This is a genomic window from Streptomyces sp. NPDC001393 (assembly GCF_053597455.1).
On the sequence record NZ_JBSFIH010000043.1, the window covers coordinates 1 to 15,054 of the forward strand.

Below are 15,054 nucleotides of genomic sequence, written 5' to 3' on the forward strand. Positions count from 1 at the left end.
GACCAACGAGGCTCCCGAGCTGCTGAGTTGAGACGTCGAACACCTCTCTCAACGGAACGGGAGCCTCGTGCGTTGCGGGCGCCGGCCTCGTCACCCATCCGGTGGCCGCTCTGAAAGAGCTCAATGACTTCAATACTCGTGAATAAAGCCAGGTGACGATGCGGCCCGGCTGGGACGGCACAGCGTGCACACCGTTTTCTACACTCACCGGATGAGCAACTACACGTGCACTCATTGCGGCACCGTCGGCCTGATGGAAGGTTTCATCGAGGATGCCGGCGAGCACTCGCGTGGCTACGCGCGCTGGATAGAAGGGGCGTTGGAGCGGGGAATTTTCGGGGGCGCCAAGCGGATGGGCCGACCCCGGCGGCAGATCGAGGCGTTCCGCTGTCCCAAGTGCGGGCACCTGGAGCTGTTCGCCTCCAACGAGGCGTAGTTGACCCTCGAAGTCCCTGGACGCCCCGCACGGGCGTGAACGCGTTGCTCGCCGAGGCCCGGATGACCCGCGTCCGGGCAACGGCACGGTGACCGCGCTCAACGTCCGCGTCCGCTACCCCGGGACGAAAGCACTCGGCATCACCTGCGGCGGCAGCGGTGCACCACCGGCGGCACGACGTTCTACCAGCCGGTGCCCGAGGCGCTCAGCGCCTACGGCGTCAGCATCTACTGGACACCAGGGCACCGGCATCGAGCCGCCTGACCTGATGCTCAACGCGGCCAGGCGGCCCGGCTGTTGAGCCACCGTGGGTTCCGAGGACGGCCACCCCGAGACCATGATGTGGCCCATGAAGATTCCCGACCGACGGATCGAACTGTTCACCGGCACGGGCAGCGAACAGCGGTTCAGCGGCCCCGCCACCGGTGACGAGCGAACTATGCTGGTGGCTGTGCTGGACGCCCAGCGCGCCACCCTGAAGCTGAAGTGCTCCGGACTGGGACCGGAGTTGGCTCTGCGGTCCGTGTCCCCGTCCTCGCTGTCCCTGCTCGGCCTCGTCCGACACCTCGCCGACGTGGAACGCCGCTGGTTCCGGGCCGTGCTTGCCGGGCACGACGTCGAGCTGCGCTTCTCCACCGTGGACGTCCCCGAGGGCGACTTCGACGGCGCCGGCCCTGCCCCCGAGGTCGTCGCGGAGTCCTGGGCGGCCTGGCACGCCGAAGTCGCCTTCGCGGAAGCGTTCGTCGCCGAGGCCGCGCATCTGGACATCGAGGGCCACGACCCCTGGCGGGGAACGGTCTCCCTGCGCTGGGTGCTCATCCACATGATCGAGGAGTATGCCCGTCACAACGGACACGCCGACCTGATCCGCGAACGGATCGACGGCGCGGTCGGCGTGTGACTCCGGTCGGCCGCACCGGCAGCCCTGAGGCTCGGTGCCCCCACCGCGGCGCGCCGGCAGCTGGAGAGCCCCGTCGGACCTGTCTTTGGGCAGCCCCCGCCCTGACGAGAGTGAGGGGGGCACCCCCCGTGTGCACACCGATCGGCTCGCGGGGCCGAACCCGTTCGCCGACGGTTGTGAACAGGGACGCCGGAGCGACACCCGGCGGACGGGCCGGGGAAGACGGGCGAAAGCACGCATGAGGTGCCCCCGATGAGGTTGATCGGTGAGCACAGGCGAGGACATGCGGTCACGGTGGGCTGGACGGGCGTGACAGCACCGCTGGTGCTGTCGCATACAGTCTTCGGCCCGGTTTCGCCCCGAACCCCCGACCTTCGTGGGCGCTCGCCCTGACGAAAGTCATGGCTCAGGAGTCTGGCTCAGGAGTCGTCCAGTCCCGCGCTGTAGGCGAGGCGGACCGTCTGGACACGGCTCCCGGAGCCCAGCTTGTCGAGGAATCGAGGGCGACGACGCGCGCCCCCATGGCCTCGGCGAGATCACGCTTCGCCGCTACGGCGTAGCCCACGGCCAGCGGTCCCAGGATCAGCGCGATGGCATACCCGGCCTCGCGCACTCCGGCATTCGGCAGGCCGCCCCGCAGCCCCACGACGCCCGCCACGAACCCGGCGAGACCGAACCTGGCCAACGAACCCGGCCAACACCGGCAGGCGCCGGCACCGCGCACCCACGGTGTACATGGCCACGGCCAGCGCCACCGGGGTGAATGCCACGACATGCCCGCGCTTGATCCAGCTGTCCACGACTCCCAGGACGACGACGGTCACGGTGACGACGGCGTCCACGCGTCGCGGCGGCCGCGATACCCCAGCGCGCACGCGCATGCCGTCACCCTAGGCCGTGCACGGCGCCCCCGGCTCGCCGGGCCGACGGCCGGGCGGCCGGGCGGAGGCCCACGCGGGCGCAACCGCGTCGCACAGGTGGTGGGGGAGGCCTGGGACGTCCGTTCCAAGGTGGGCCGCGCACGCTCCCTGGCACCGGACGTGGTGCTCATGGACATCCGGATGCCGGGCGCGGACGGAATCGCGGCCACCCGCATGCGCGGGGAACTGCCGACGTCACCGACCGTAGTCGTGCTCACCACGTTCGGGTACGACGTCCACATCGAGTCCGCCCTGAAGGCCGGCTCATCCGGATTCCTGGTGAAGGACGCCCCGCCCGCCGAACTGCTCAAGTCCCTCATCTCGCTCACGGTCGGTGACGCGGCGCAGCCCGCGGACCCGGACAGCCTGCGCCTTGCATCCGATCCGGGACTGACCGAAGGCACGGTCAAAGGGCGCGTGACCCAGGTCATGGAGCGCCTCGGAGCCACCAACCGCGTGGAGGCCGCACGGGTCGCCTTCATCGGCCCCGCCCGCGCGCGGGGCAACCCTCCCGCAGGTGAATACAAGGAGTGGAAGGGGCACCGTCAGCCAGCGGACGTTCGACCGGTCTTCATTGCGAGGCACCTGAAGGCCGCGACGGCGCACCCCTAGTCTCCTAGCGCCTGATCAGAAAGGACCTGATCAGTGGACAACCTCCCTGCTCACCGCTCACACCGGAGGTCCACCGTGTCCTTGCTGTCCCGCATCAAGCGCTCGCGCCGGGCGCTCTCCCTCGCCGTCGCCCTCCCCGCCGTCCTGGTCGGAACGTGGGCCGCTGCCCCGGCTGCGCAGGCCGCCGCCCTGCCCACCCCCGACCACGTGATCGTCGTGGTGCTCGAGAACCACTCCTACGAGCAGATCATCGGCAGCACAAGCGCCCCGTACCTCAACAACACCCTCGTGGCCGGTGGCGGCAACCTCACCAACTCGTTCGCCATCACCCACCCCAGCCAGCCGAACTACCTGGACCTGTTCTCCGGGAACAACCAGGGCATCACCAACGACAACTGCTACACCCCGCAGTTCAGCAGCGCCGCGAACCTCGGCTCCGAGCTCATCGCCGCGGGCAAGACGTGGGGCAGCTACAACGAGGGGCTGCCTTCTGAAGGGTCCACGGTGTGCACCAACTCCGCCACCAAGTACGCCCGGAAGCACAACCCGTGGTTCGCCTTCAGCAACGTCCCGCTGAACACGGCGCACACCTTCACGCAGTTCCCGACGGACTACACCACTCTGCCCAAGGTCTCGTTCGTCATCCCGAACCTGTGCAACGACATGCACGACTGCTCCATCACCACTGGCGACAACTGGGTGAAGAACAACCTCAGCGCCTACGCCACCTGGGCCCGGATGCACAACAGCATCCTGGCCGTCACCTTCGACGAGGACGACAGCTCGCACGGCAACCACATCGCCACCGTGTTCTACGGTGCGCACGTCGCGCCGGGCAGTTCCACCTCGACGCACTACAACCACTACGACACGCTGCGCACCCTCGAGGACCTGGCCGGGCTGACCACGCACGCCGGGGCCGCGGCCAACGCCTCCGACATCAGCGGCATCTGGAACTGACCGTGCGGCAGGGTCCGCACACCGTCGGCCCGCAGCGGTGAAACAGCAGCAGGACCGCCGCCCCACACGAGGCGGCGGTCCTGCCACCCCGCCTCCCGGCCGTCGCCATCCCAGGCTTGCGGTGGGCGGATCCGCATCCCGGGTGGCAGGATCAGGGAGGTGTCCGTCATCAGCAAGCTTCAGATCAAGCCCGGTCAGGGTGTCGTCGTACTGGGCAAGCCCGAGGACGTCCATCTGGAGGTGGAATCCGCGGGTGACGCGGCCTCGGCCGATGCGGTGCTCGTCTTTGTGACCACCTCGGGTGAACTTCTCGGGGCGGATGCGCAGGCGGCGCTCGCCGCCGCGCAGCGCGATGCCCTCGCCTGGGTGGCCTACCCGAAGGGCGGGAGGCTCGGAACGGATCTGAACCGCGACACCCTGGCCGCCGCGCTTTCCGAACGGGGCGTGCGGCCCGTGCGACAGGTCGCCATCGACGACACCTGGTCGGCACTCCGGTTCCGCCCCGGCGCCTGACCTTCGGTTCTGCGCGGGATGGGGTAGAGACCGTGGCGTTCACGGAGCCGGGCGACGACGGTGGGTCCCTGTCCTCTCACACGTCGGCTCCCCGGCCCGAGCGGCGTTCCTGGGTGCCGCTTCTCGCGGTGTGCGCCGGGTATTTCATGGTCATCCTGGATGTGACGGTCATCAACGTCGCCGTGCCCGTGATCGGCCGGGACCTGGCGACCTCGCTCACCGGCATCCAGTGGATCACCGACGGCTACACGCTGGTCTTCGCCGGCTTCCTGCTGACCGGCGGCGCGCTGGGCGACCGGCTCGGCAACCGTCGGGTCTTCTGCTGGGGCGTGGCCGTGTTCACCGTGTCCTCGGCAGCGTGTGCCCTTGCGCCGGACGCCCCCTTCCTGGTCGCTGCCCGGCTGCTGGAGGGATTCGGCGCGGCACTGATCGTCCCCGGCTCCCTCGCCCTGCTTCAGCAGGCCTATCCGGGGCCGGCGGAACGCTCCCGGTCCTTCGGGCTGTGGGGTTCGATGGCGGGCATCGCGGCCTCGGCCGGGCCGCTGCTGGGCGGTCTGCTGGTGTCCACGGTGGGGTGGCGCTGGGTCTTTCTCATCAATCTTCCCGTCGGTGCCGTCTGCCTGCTGCTGAGCCTGCGGCACGTGGCGCGTTCACCCCGGCAGGCCGCCCGGCCCGTGGACCGGCCGGCACAGTGCGCGGTCGTCGCGGCGGTGGCGCTGCTGACCGCGGCGCTCAACGAGGCCGGACGACGAGGCTGGACGGACCCGGCCGTCCTCACCGGGGCCGGGCTGGCCGGGATGGCCGCCGCGGCCTTCGTGGTACGTGAGCGACTGGCACGCTCGCCCGTGCTGCCCCTGCCGCTGCTGCGCTCCCGGGCGATGAGCGGGGGAGCCGTCATGGGGCTGCTGTTCAATTTCGGCTTCTACGGCATGGTGTTCACCGCGAGTCTGGATTTCCAGCATCGACGCGGCTTCAGCGCCCTCGGCACGGGGCTGGCGCTGTTCCCGGCGGTGGCGATGACCATGTTCGCCTCCATCTTGTCCGGGCGGTTGTCCCGCCGTACCGGTGATCGTCCCCTGGTCATCGCCGGCATGCTGCTGGCCGCCCTGGGGCTTGCGGGCTGGGCCGCGGCGGGTGCCGAGCCCGCCTACCCGCTGCTGGTGGCCCCGATGATGGCCGCGGGATTCGGCACCTCCTTCGCTCTCACCGGCTCCACCGCGACGGTGATGGGTGCCGCGCCGCCGTCGTACTCGGGCGCCGCCTCCGCCCTGTTCAACACCGCCCGCCAGATCGGCAGCGCCACCGGCGTGGCGCTCGGGGGCAGCCTGCTCGCCACGGCCCACTTCACCACCGGTCTGCGCACCAGCATGACCGTCGGCGCGCTTGCCTACCTGACCGCAGCGCTTCTCGCATGGCTGTGCGTGCCGGCCGGGCCCCGAGGGAGGTAGCGGGCGCCGGCACGGGGCGACGCCGCCTCCCGTGTCGGCGGTACGGCGGCTCACAAGCCGGGATCATCGAACTGGTCGAGGAGGAAGTCGACCGGTGCGAGGGCCGGGGCGGCGGACGTGCCGTCGTGAAGAGCCTGTTCCGCCCAGATGACCTTGCCGCGGGTCGTGTACCGCGTCCCCCATCGCTCGGCGAACTGCGCCACCAGGAACAGCCCCCGTCCGCCTTCGTCCGTGGTCGCCGCCCGCCGCAGGCGCGGCGAGGTACCGCTGCCGTCCGACACCTCGCAGATCAGAGAGCGTCCGTGCAGCAGCCGCACGCCGACTGGCGGTGAGCCGTACCGGATCGCGTTCGTGACCAACTCGCTGACGATCAGTTCCGTGGCGAATCCCGTCTCCTGCAGTCCCCACTCCAGCAACGTCTCCCTGCACCGCGCCCGTACCGAGGGCACCACCGCCGGGTCCGACGGCACCTCCCACTCGGCCACGTGCGAGGGCGGGAACATCCGGGTACGTGCCGTGAGCAGAGCGATGTCGTCGGAGAAGTGCGACGGCTTCAGCGCGTCGATCACCGCCTGACAGGTCTCCTCCGGAGTACGGCCCCCGCAGCCGCCCAGCGCCCGGCGCAGCCTCTCCATCCCCACGTCGATGTCGTGGCTGCGGTTCTCCAGCAGGCCGTCGGTGTACAGCACCAGTTGTGAGCCCTCCGGCAGGGACACCTCGGTGGTCTCGAAGGGGTAGCCGCCCAGACCGAGGGGGGCCGACGCCGGCACACCGGGGCAGGCGACCGTTCCGTCCGGGCGCACCACCACCGGTTCCGGGTGTCCGGCACGGGCCATCGTGAAGGCACCCGCCACCGGGTCGTAGACCGCGTACAGGCACGTCGCTCCGGTCACGCCCGCCCCCTCGTGGCTGTCCGCGGCATCGTCCGTGTTCTCCTCGTTGTCCATGCGGACGACAAGGTCGTCCAGGTTCCCGAGCACCTCGTCCACGGGCAGGTCCAGGGTGGAGAAGTTGTGCACCGCGGTGCGCAGCCGGCCCATCGTCGCCGCCGCGTGCAGCCCGTGACCGACGACGTCACCCATCACCAGGGCCACGCGCGCGCCCGGCAACGGGATGACGTCGAACCAGTCCCCGCCCACCCCCGCTTCCGCGGGCAGATAACGCCAGGCCACCTCCAGCGCGTCCTGCTCCGGCTGGGCCCGCGGCAGCAGACTCCGCTGCAGTGCCACCGCCATCGCGTGCTCCCGGGTGAACCTCCGGGCGTTGTCGAGGGCCACCGCCGCCCGTGCGGCCAGTTCCTCCGCGAAGGTGAGATCCTCCGGCCCGAACGCCGGGGAATCCACGGTCCGGTAGAAGTTCGCCACGCCCAGCGCTACGTTCCGCGCCCGCAACGGCACGGTCACCAGCGACCGCAGCCCGCACTCCAGGGCCTTCCGGGCGCGCTCCGGATCCTGTGACTGCCAGCCGTGCGCCTGCCGCAGGTCCGGCTCCAGCAGGCCCCGCCCCTCCTGCAGCGTCCGCATCTGCGGGGTCCCGGCCGAGAACGTGATCACCTCGCCCAGTGGATACACCGGCATCATCCGCTGGTCACCGCCGATCGCCGCCCGGCGCAGATGCCGCCAGCCCTCCGCCGTCGGCTCCCACCCCCGCAGCACCGCCTCGAGCAGGTCGACCGTCACGAGGTCGGCGAACTGCGGAACCGTCACGTCGGCCAGCTCCTGGGCCGTACGTCCCACGTCCAGCGTCGTCCCGATCCCCACCCCGGCCTGGTACAGCAGCTGCAGCCGCTCCCGCGCGACCTCGGCCCGCCCCGACACCGCCGCCAGTTCCGTGGTGTCCCGGAGGGTCACCACACTGCCTCCCCGGTCGGCGTGCGGGTACGTCGGCCGCTTGTTCACCGCGAGCAATCGGTCCCCTGCGGGATGCACCTCATCGGTGACCGCCTCCGGTGACGAGAGCAGGCGCATGACCGGCTCCGGCAGTCCCAGCTCCCGTATCGGGCGCCCCGGCGCGTCCGCCGGCAGTCCGAGCAGCCGTATCGCCTCGTCGTTGGCCAGCAGCAGTCGTCCGTCGGCCCCGGTGATCAGCACGCCTTCCCGCACCGAGTGCAGCACCGCGTCGTGGTGCTCGTACAGCTGTGCCAGCTCCGCCGGGGCCAGGCCGTGGGTCTGCCGCCGCAGCCGCCGGGCCACCAGTATCGTTCCCGTCATGGCCAGCGCCAGTGCGGCCGCGCCGCTGGCCAGGACGATCGGCAGCTGCGGCATCCACAGTGCCGCCACGTTCCGGACCGTGATTCCGGCGGAGACCAGGCCGACCACCTTGCCGTGCGAGTCGGTCACCGGGACCACTGCCTGCACGTCCGTCCCCTTGCCCGCGGGCAGCGGCGGGCCGCCGGCCTGCTGGACGACGGTATGGCCCTGCAGTGCGGGTGCGATGGTGCCGACGAACTTCTTCCCGATCTCGCTGGGGTAGGGATACGTATAGCGGATCCCCTGCGTGTTCATGGCGACGATGAAGTCCACACCGGCGCGCTTCCGCGCCGCCTCCGCCCGCGGCTGGAGCACTGCCGTCGGGTCCCGGCTCTGCAGCGCCGCGGCCGTGCCGGGGGCGTTCGCGAACGTCTGGGCCGCGACGACCGACTGCCGTCGCCCCTGCTGCAGAGCGTCACCCGACGCCTGGAGCACCATTCCCACCACCGCGGCCACGACCAGCAGGACCACGATGACGACCTGGAGAAGGAACACCTGACCGGCCGCACTGCGCAGGTCCAGCAGGGAAGCGTGACGTTCGCGCGTGCGTCCGAAGGGCGGATGACGTTCCGGGCGGCGAGGATGCCCGGAAAATACCTCCATACACCCTTGATAGCACCGGGGTGAGTCCTCGGGGCTCGTTCCGATGGGCGCGGATTCCGCGTGAGCCAGGACTGTGCAGGGCATGGAGGCGCTCGAGGGGGACCACGGCGCGCGGGGAGCATGCGCACCCAGGGAACGAAGCCCGTTATGCCCCGATAAGATACGTTTTGTGATCAGGACAGGACGGCCTCGGCGTCATCGCCCGCCCTACGGTGGCCGACGCGAGCCCGTACTGCTGTCGCCCGTGATTCTCACCGTCCTCATCGCCGCCCTGGCCTTCGCCACCCCCCGGGAGATCGCCTTCAGCCGTCTCCTGCCCGCCGCGCCCGCCCTCGCCGCCGCGATGTGGCCCGTGCTCGCGACGATCCTGCTGGGGGCGTTCTGCCTGCTGGTGATGATCGGACTCAGCCTCGTCTACTCCGATCTGGGGACGCCGTACACGGCGGCTGCGATCGTCGCGGTCACCTTGGCGGCCGCCTACACGAGCCATCTCCGACTCCAGCGGGAGGAGACGCTCTTCCAGATCCGGCTCGTCGCCGACGCGGCACAGCAGGTGCTGCTGCGCCCGCTGCCGCGCCGGGTCCAGGACGTCGAGATCGAGTCGCTGTATCTGGCGGCCCAGGAGCAGGCCCGCATCGGAGGCGACTTCTACGAGGTGGCCGACACGCCGTACGGGGTCCGGCTGCTCATCGGTGACGTGCGGGGCAAGGGGCTGTCGGCGGTGGGCGCGGCCTCGGCGGTGATCAACTGTTTCCGGGAGAACGCGTACGACCAGCCCGACCTGAGGGGCATCATCCATCGCCTGGAGACCAGCATGTGCCGCTACAGCGTCGCGATCCTCGACCCGGATCAGCCTGAGCACTTCGCTACCGCACTGATCGCCGAGATCCCGTACGTCGGTGGGCACGTGAAGATCCTCAACTGTGGGCACCCCCCGCCACTCCTGGTGCAGAACGGAGCGATCCGCGTCGTCGAGCCCACCGTCCCCTCCCCGCCGCTCAATCTCGCGACACTCCTCGGGGAGGACTACCACGTCGACACCGTCGCCTTCGCCGCGGGCGACCAGATGCTGCTCTACACCGACGGTGTGACGGAGACCCGGGACCGCACCGGCACGTTCTTCCCGCTGCCGGAGTGGATGCAGCAGCTCGGTCCGGCGGCGCCCCGTGAGCTGCTGGACCGGCTCCACCAAGACCTGCTCCACTACAGTGGCGGCAGGCTCGACGACGACATCGCGGCCGTCGCCGTTCATCGTCATGGGCCAGGCCCAGGTCCTGGGCGCCCAGGTGACATACGTGAACCCGCATGAAGGCGGCGCCTGGGCAACCCTGGACCTGACACTCAGTGATCGCCGCTCAGCCTCGGCGGCGAGTCCGGGCCGTTAGCTGGCGGAGTACTGCGGCGCGGCGTACGGAGCCGGCGCCGCCTGCGGGGCAGCGTAGGGAGCCACCTGCGGGTCGTAGCCGGCGGCCGGCGCTGTCTGCGGGGCGGAGTACGGAGCCGACTGCGGGGCGTAGTACGGCCGGTTGTACTGGTAACCGCCCCACGTGGCCACGGCGGTGGCCTGTGAGTTGGCTACCGCGGTGCCGCCCCCGACCGCCACGGCCGTGGCCTGCGAGTTGGCCACCGCGGTGACCTGCGGCGGGGCGCCGTAGCCACCGGCAAAGCTGACTCCGGCGCCAAGGACGGAGAGCCCCGCGACCGCGGCGGCTACGACGGCAACGCGCTGAATCTTGCGCATGATTCGACCCTTTCGTACCGGGACATCAAGCCCCGGGGTTGACTACTCAACGTGAGCATATATGCCCGCTTTGTAGCAATTTGGGATCAATGGCGCTCAATATGCCGTGTCGGTCGCTGATTTCGCTTTGTATGACGAACGCCATCGAAAGGGTCGGCTTCTCTGCGTTGTCCTTTGACTCCCGAAGGGCGAGTACGACGGTGGCCGCGCCGTCGACATCATCGAGTGCTGACCGGCGCCGCCACCGCAGCAGATCACAGCGTCCCGGTCGTGCCCATCCCGGACCCGCTGCCCGCGAGCCACTCGTCCCATCCCAGGTTGAAGTCGGCGTAGCCGTTGTCGGCCGGGGCTTTCGCACGGGGCGAGCCGGTGATGGTGACGGGGTCACCCTGCTTGACCTGGCCGTAGAACCACTTGGCGTCTGACATGGACAGGTGGACGCAGCCGTGCGAGCCGCGGGCGCTGCCGCTGCCCGGATAGGGGTCGCCGGTCGAGTAGTGCACGTACGTGCCGGACTGGGTCAGGTGGACGTCCCAGGGCAGCGTCAGGTCGTAGTAGTTGGGGCTGCCCTTGTCGCAGCTGATGCCGACGCTGCAGGAGGTCATGTGGACCTTCTCCTGCTTGTCGATGACGGCCATCGTGCCGTTCCACGTCGGATACTGAGCGCTGCCCGCATTGATCGACAGGGTGCGCACCAGCTTGCCGTTCCGGGTCACCTTCATGGTGTGGCCGGTCACCGAGACGTCCGCGCGCACGTCGTCGCCGATCGTGAAGGTGTGCGTGTAGTTGTGCACGCCGTAGCGCCCGCTGCCGTTGCTGACACCCTGGAGGTCAGCCTCGATCTTCACCTTCGTGCCGGAGGGCCAGTACGTCTTCGGTCGCCAGTCGGCGCGCTGGTCGCCGAACCAGTGCCAGGCGCCCGCCACCGGCTGCGAGGCGCTCACCTTCATGTGCTTTTCCACCGTGGCTCGTGCCTTTGCCGCCACCGGGTTCGTGAAGACCACCGAGATCGGCATGGCCACCCCGACCGTGGTTCCCGACTGCGGCATGATCGAGTCCAGCAGCATCGGCGGGCCCGCGGGCTTCGTCGGTGACGGCGAGGCACTCGCACTCGGCTTGCCCGACGCCTTCGCGTCGGCCCCGCTGGCCGCGTCAGTGCGGCCCCCACCGCAGGCACTCACGCCCACCAGCATCGCACCCGTGACGAGTGCGATCCCTATGCCGCCCTTGCGCCGTCCCACGATCTGCCCCGCTCTCTCGCTCTTCGGCCCTGACGGGCCCGACTCCCTGTCAGACAGCGAGGACGTCGCCACAGTTGCGCACCCCCCGTAAAGCGTGTCCCAAATCTCGGCGCGAGCGACATCGGTGCTTCCCACCTCGAGAGCGCGTGTTCCAGGCGCTCACGGCCGCCATGCGCGTGGTCGGTGACCCGGCCCAGTCCGTGTAACCGAAGGTCGCAGGCAGCCTCTACCTGCTGCTGTACCGAATGACGGCACGCAGCCGGGGAGCCGACACCGAGCTGCGTCGTCCTACGCCTGGTTGTCGCGGGAGGTGTCCGCGCGGCGGAGGGCGTCGCGGCAGGGCCCATGGTGGTGGTGACCCGACGTGCCCTCGTGGCCGGCCGCGGGGACGCACTGCGCGCCGTGGGCGGAATCGAGACCGGGCTGCTGAGCAACGTCCTCAACCCGAAGATCGCCGTCTCCTACACCGGCCTGCTGCCCACGCCGGCCCCGCCCCACCTGCCGACCGCCTGGGCAATGACGCTCCTCGTCCTTCTCCACACCACCCTCACCCTCGCCTGGCTGGGCAGCTATGTGCTCCTGCTGGCCAAGGCCGGACACTTCCTCGAAGATCCACGGACCCGCCACGCTCGGGTGCGCCACGGGCGTCGTGCTGATCGGCTTCGGTCTCGTGATCGCGACCACGTCCGGCTGATCCGCATCCCTAGCGCTTCATCAACACCTCCAGTACTTCGTGGAGATACGCGCCGAACTCCCCGCCCTCCTCCGGGGGCAGCACCGAGGGCACCGCGTGGCCGAGTTGGGCGTGGCCCAGATAGACGGTGTACGCGAGGAGTCCGCGGCGGCGGGCCTCAGGTTCGGGGAAGCCGAGGTCGGCGAAGAGCTGTGCGACGTACGCCACCCTGCGTTCGGTCACCCGGCGCAGGGCCACCGCCACTTGCGGGTGCTTGGCGGTGGCGAGCAGCGCGACCTCGAGGGGGTCGGCCGTGGCCGACGTGACGGCTGCGGTGAAGAGCAGATGGATCCGCTTCCTGGGGTCTGGCTCCGCCTCCACCTCGCTGATGGTGCCCTCGGTGTTGATCTCCGCCCAGCGGTCGAGAGCGGCCTCGATGAGCGCGTCACGGTTGGCGAAGTGCCAGTAGAAGCTGCCCTTGGTCGTGCCGAGCCGGGCTGCCAGAGGTTCCACGGCGACGGCCGCGACACCGCCCTCGCCGATCGCGGTGAGTGCGGCGTCCGCCCAGTCCTGGGCGGTCAACCGGGCCTTTCTGTCCTGCCGTTGCTGCCGTTGCTGCCGTTGCGCCATGACCATACGCTATCGTATGGTCAACCGTACGGTGGCGTATGGAGGTGCTCGGTGACCGCGATCTGCAATGTCCACGAGCGTGTGATCGAGGCTCCCGCGGCGGCCGTCGGCGCCCTGCTCGACCGCCTCTCCGCCGCGGACGACCCGATCTTCCCGACCCCGGCCTGGCCGCGGATGCGCCTCGACGGCCCGCTCGCCGTGGGCTCCGAAGGCGGGCACGGCCGGATCCGCTACCACGTCACGGCTTACGAACCCGGGCGTCGTGTCCGCTTCGACACCCCGGCGGACGGCGGCCTCGACGGATACCACGAACTGACGGTCGCACCGCTCGGTGCCGGACGCTGCCGCGTACGCCATGTCCTCGAGTGCGAGGCGTGCGGCCTCCTGCGGCTCCAGTGGGCCTGCGTCATACGGCACATCCACGACACCATGGTCGAGGAGATCTTCGACAACATCGAGCGGGCTGCGGCCGGTGGCGTTGCCCGCCCCGCGCGCTGGACACCGTGGGTCCGGCTGCTCCACCGGCTCGGCTGGGCCCGCCCCCAGGCCGTCGCCACACCGGCGGCGGCCCGGCTGATCCGTACCTGCCTCGACCGCACCGACTACCAGGACGCGTACCAGATGGAGCTCCTGCCCGGCCTGCCGCGTGACCCGGCGGCCTGGACGGGCATCCTGCGCAGCGCCTTCCCGGTCCTCGCCCAAGCGGACGGCGAACTGCTGCTGGACGTGAACACCGCGGGTCTGACCGCCCGCGCCTCGATCCTGATCGATGAGCGGTACGTCACCCTCAGCACGGCGGTGAAGGCCGACAGCCTGCGCGCACGCCTTTACTGGGGCATCGTGAGGCGCGTACACCCCTTCATGGCCCGCACCATGTTCCGGCGTACGCATCGCAGGTTGGCCCTCGCGGCGCCCAGCGCCGGAGAGCGGAATCGGGCGGCCTCACCCAGAGTGTCCGCCCCTGGATCACCGGACGAGAAGTGAGCCGGGGCGCGTGTCCCAGCGGTTGGCATACCGCCCGCTTGTCATCCAGACCGGACGTCAGCCAGGTGATCCCGGAGGCAGGAGGCGGTGGTTGATGTGTCTGTCCGCGCGCTGGGCCCAGGCGCCGATGATCCGGCCGTTCCACCAGATGGGGTCGAGGCCGGGCCGCAGAGCCGCCGTCGGCCCGGGCGCGGCGTCGGGGGCATCGAGGTCTCGGGCAGGAGGTAGCCGGTGCAGTCAGTAATGTCGGGCAGCCATCCGTGAGCAGGTCGGGTCGGCCAGGCTGCCGACGACCACCCGGATGGCACCGGCATACGGAAATTCGGTGTCGCGGACAGCCGAGCCGTGCCTACTGTTCCGGCTCATGGACGACACCACCGCCCCGCCGCGACTAACCCAACTCAGCTTCCACGGCCCCCTCTCCGATGACCGGGCCGCCGGGATGATCCGCCGGCTCACCAATCGAACGATGCCAACCGCTTCGACTGCTGTGCTTGACATCGGCTGTGGCTGGGGCGAGTTCATGCTCCGCCTCCTTGAGGCGGCACCCGGTGCGACTGGTGTCGGTATCGACCTCAATGAGGACGACCTCGCCCGCGGGCGCGCCAACGCCGAGACCCGCGGGCTGGCCGAACGCGTCCGCTTCATCCAGGAGTCCGCTGCCGGCACCGCCCGAGGCCCTGCCGACATCGTGTTGTGCCTGGGCGCCAGCCACGCCCTCAGTGACGCCCAGCCCCCGGAGCACACCGCCGCCGCACTCCATGCCCTCCGCCGCCTGGTGGCGCCCGGCGGCCGTGTCCTTCTCGGCGAGGGCTTCTGGCAACGTACGCCCACTCCTGACGAGTTGTCGGCCATGTGGCCGGAAGCCTCTGCGTCCGAGTTCCACAACCTCCCTGACCTCGTCGACCTCGCCATCGCCGCGGGCTTTCGCCCTGCCTGGATCGAGACTGCGAGCCTTGAGGAGTGGGAGCACTTCGAGTCCGCCTACCAGTCCGACGTCGAGGAATGGCTCGCCGCCCATCCCGACCACCCCCTGGCGAAGGAGGCCCGAGCTCGTGTGGACCGTCACCGCGATACGTGGCTCCGAGGATATCGCGGTGTCATGGGCCTGGCCTACTTGACTCTCGTTCCCGTGAACTGAGG

At 70.1% G+C, this 15,054-nt stretch carries 14 protein-coding genes; 9 read left to right on the forward strand and 5 right to left on the reverse strand.

Annotation, left to right across the window (positions count from 1 at the left end; all coding sequences use genetic code 11):
• The first annotated feature begins 211 nt into the window (after positions 1-211).
• Positions 212-436, forward strand: a complete 225-nt coding sequence (locus ACWC2T_RS33315; RefSeq protein WP_450674064.1) for a hypothetical protein — start codon at positions 212-214, stop codon at positions 434-436.
• Positions 437-785: 349 nt separating this feature from the next.
• Positions 786-1,337: a mycothiol transferase gene (locus ACWC2T_RS33320; RefSeq protein ID WP_450674065.1), complete on the forward strand. Its 552-nt coding sequence runs from the start codon at positions 786-788 to the stop codon at positions 1,335-1,337.
• A gap of 406 nt (positions 1,338-1,743) precedes the next feature.
• On the opposite strand, the gene ACWC2T_RS33325 is transcribed toward ACWC2T_RS33320, so the two are convergent.
• Positions 1,744-2,022 (reverse strand): hypothetical protein, encoded by a 279-nt coding sequence (locus ACWC2T_RS33325; RefSeq protein WP_450674066.1) that lies wholly within the window; start codon positions 2,020-2,022, stop codon positions 1,744-1,746.
• An 88-nt stretch (positions 2,023-2,110) separates the two neighbouring features.
• Here ACWC2T_RS33325 and ACWC2T_RS33330 point away from each other — a divergent pair, with 88 nt between their 5' ends.
• From ACWC2T_RS33330 to ACWC2T_RS33345, 4 genes are all read left to right on the forward strand, one after another.
• Positions 2,111-2,869 carry a response regulator gene (locus tag ACWC2T_RS33330; protein ID WP_450674067.1) on the forward strand — a complete coding sequence of 253 codons (759 nt, stop codon included), beginning with the start codon at positions 2,111-2,113 and terminating at the stop codon, positions 2,867-2,869.
• Between the two features lie 75 nt (positions 2,870-2,944).
• Positions 2,945-3,829 carry an alkaline phosphatase family protein gene (locus ACWC2T_RS33335; protein ID WP_450674068.1) on the forward strand — a complete coding sequence of 295 codons (885 nt, stop codon included), beginning with the start codon at positions 2,945-2,947 and terminating at the stop codon, positions 3,827-3,829.
• Positions 3,830-3,988: 159 nt separating this feature from the next.
• On the forward strand, positions 3,989-4,342 hold the full coding sequence (locus tag ACWC2T_RS33340) for a hypothetical protein (protein ID WP_450674069.1): 354 nt from the start codon (positions 3,989-3,991) through the stop codon (positions 4,340-4,342).
• 68 nt (positions 4,343-4,410) lie between these two features.
• Positions 4,411-5,790 (forward strand): MFS transporter, encoded by a 1,380-nt coding sequence (locus ACWC2T_RS33345; protein ID WP_450674128.1) that lies wholly within the window; start codon positions 4,411-4,413, stop codon positions 5,788-5,790.
• A gap of 50 nt (positions 5,791-5,840) precedes the next feature.
• On the opposite strand, the gene ACWC2T_RS33350 is transcribed toward ACWC2T_RS33345, so the two are convergent.
• On the reverse strand, positions 5,841-8,642 hold the full coding sequence (locus ACWC2T_RS33350; RefSeq protein ID WP_450674070.1) for a SpoIIE family protein phosphatase: 2,802 nt from the start codon (positions 8,640-8,642) through the stop codon (positions 5,841-5,843).
• A gap of 244 nt (positions 8,643-8,886) precedes the next feature.
• Here ACWC2T_RS33350 and ACWC2T_RS33355 point away from each other — a divergent pair, with 244 nt between their 5' ends.
• A complete protein-coding gene (locus tag ACWC2T_RS33355; protein ID WP_450674071.1) occupies positions 8,887-9,951 on the forward strand; it encodes a PP2C family protein-serine/threonine phosphatase in 1,065 nt (354 codons plus the stop codon).
• A 72-nt stretch (positions 9,952-10,023) separates the two neighbouring features.
• Here the strand turns inward: ACWC2T_RS33355 and ACWC2T_RS33360 are convergent, their stop codons facing one another.
• From ACWC2T_RS33360 to ACWC2T_RS33370, 3 genes are all read right to left on the reverse strand, one after another.
• A complete protein-coding gene (locus ACWC2T_RS33360; RefSeq protein ID WP_450674072.1) occupies positions 10,024-10,383 on the reverse strand; it encodes a hypothetical protein in 360 nt (119 codons plus the stop codon).
• A gap of 254 nt (positions 10,384-10,637) precedes the next feature.
• Positions 10,638-11,624 carry a L,D-transpeptidase gene (locus tag ACWC2T_RS33365; RefSeq protein WP_450674073.1) on the reverse strand — a complete coding sequence of 329 codons (987 nt, stop codon included), beginning with the start codon at positions 11,622-11,624 and terminating at the stop codon, positions 10,638-10,640.
• A gap of 703 nt (positions 11,625-12,327) precedes the next feature.
• Entirely contained in the window at positions 12,328-12,927 is a 600-nt protein-coding gene (locus tag ACWC2T_RS33370) for a TetR/AcrR family transcriptional regulator (protein WP_450674074.1), read from the reverse strand.
• A gap of 51 nt (positions 12,928-12,978) precedes the next feature.
• On the opposite strand from ACWC2T_RS33370, the gene ACWC2T_RS33375 reads away from it, so the two are divergent.
• Both ACWC2T_RS33375 and ACWC2T_RS33380 read left to right on the forward strand, forming a co-directional pair.
• Positions 12,979-13,911 carry an SRPBCC family protein gene (locus ACWC2T_RS33375; RefSeq protein WP_450674075.1) on the forward strand — a complete coding sequence of 311 codons (933 nt, stop codon included), beginning with the start codon at positions 12,979-12,981 and terminating at the stop codon, positions 13,909-13,911.
• A 364-nt stretch (positions 13,912-14,275) separates the two neighbouring features.
• Entirely contained in the window at positions 14,276-15,052 is a 777-nt protein-coding gene (locus ACWC2T_RS33380; protein ID WP_450674076.1) for an SAM-dependent methyltransferase, read from the forward strand.
• The last annotated feature ends 2 nt before the right edge of the window (positions 15,053-15,054 follow it).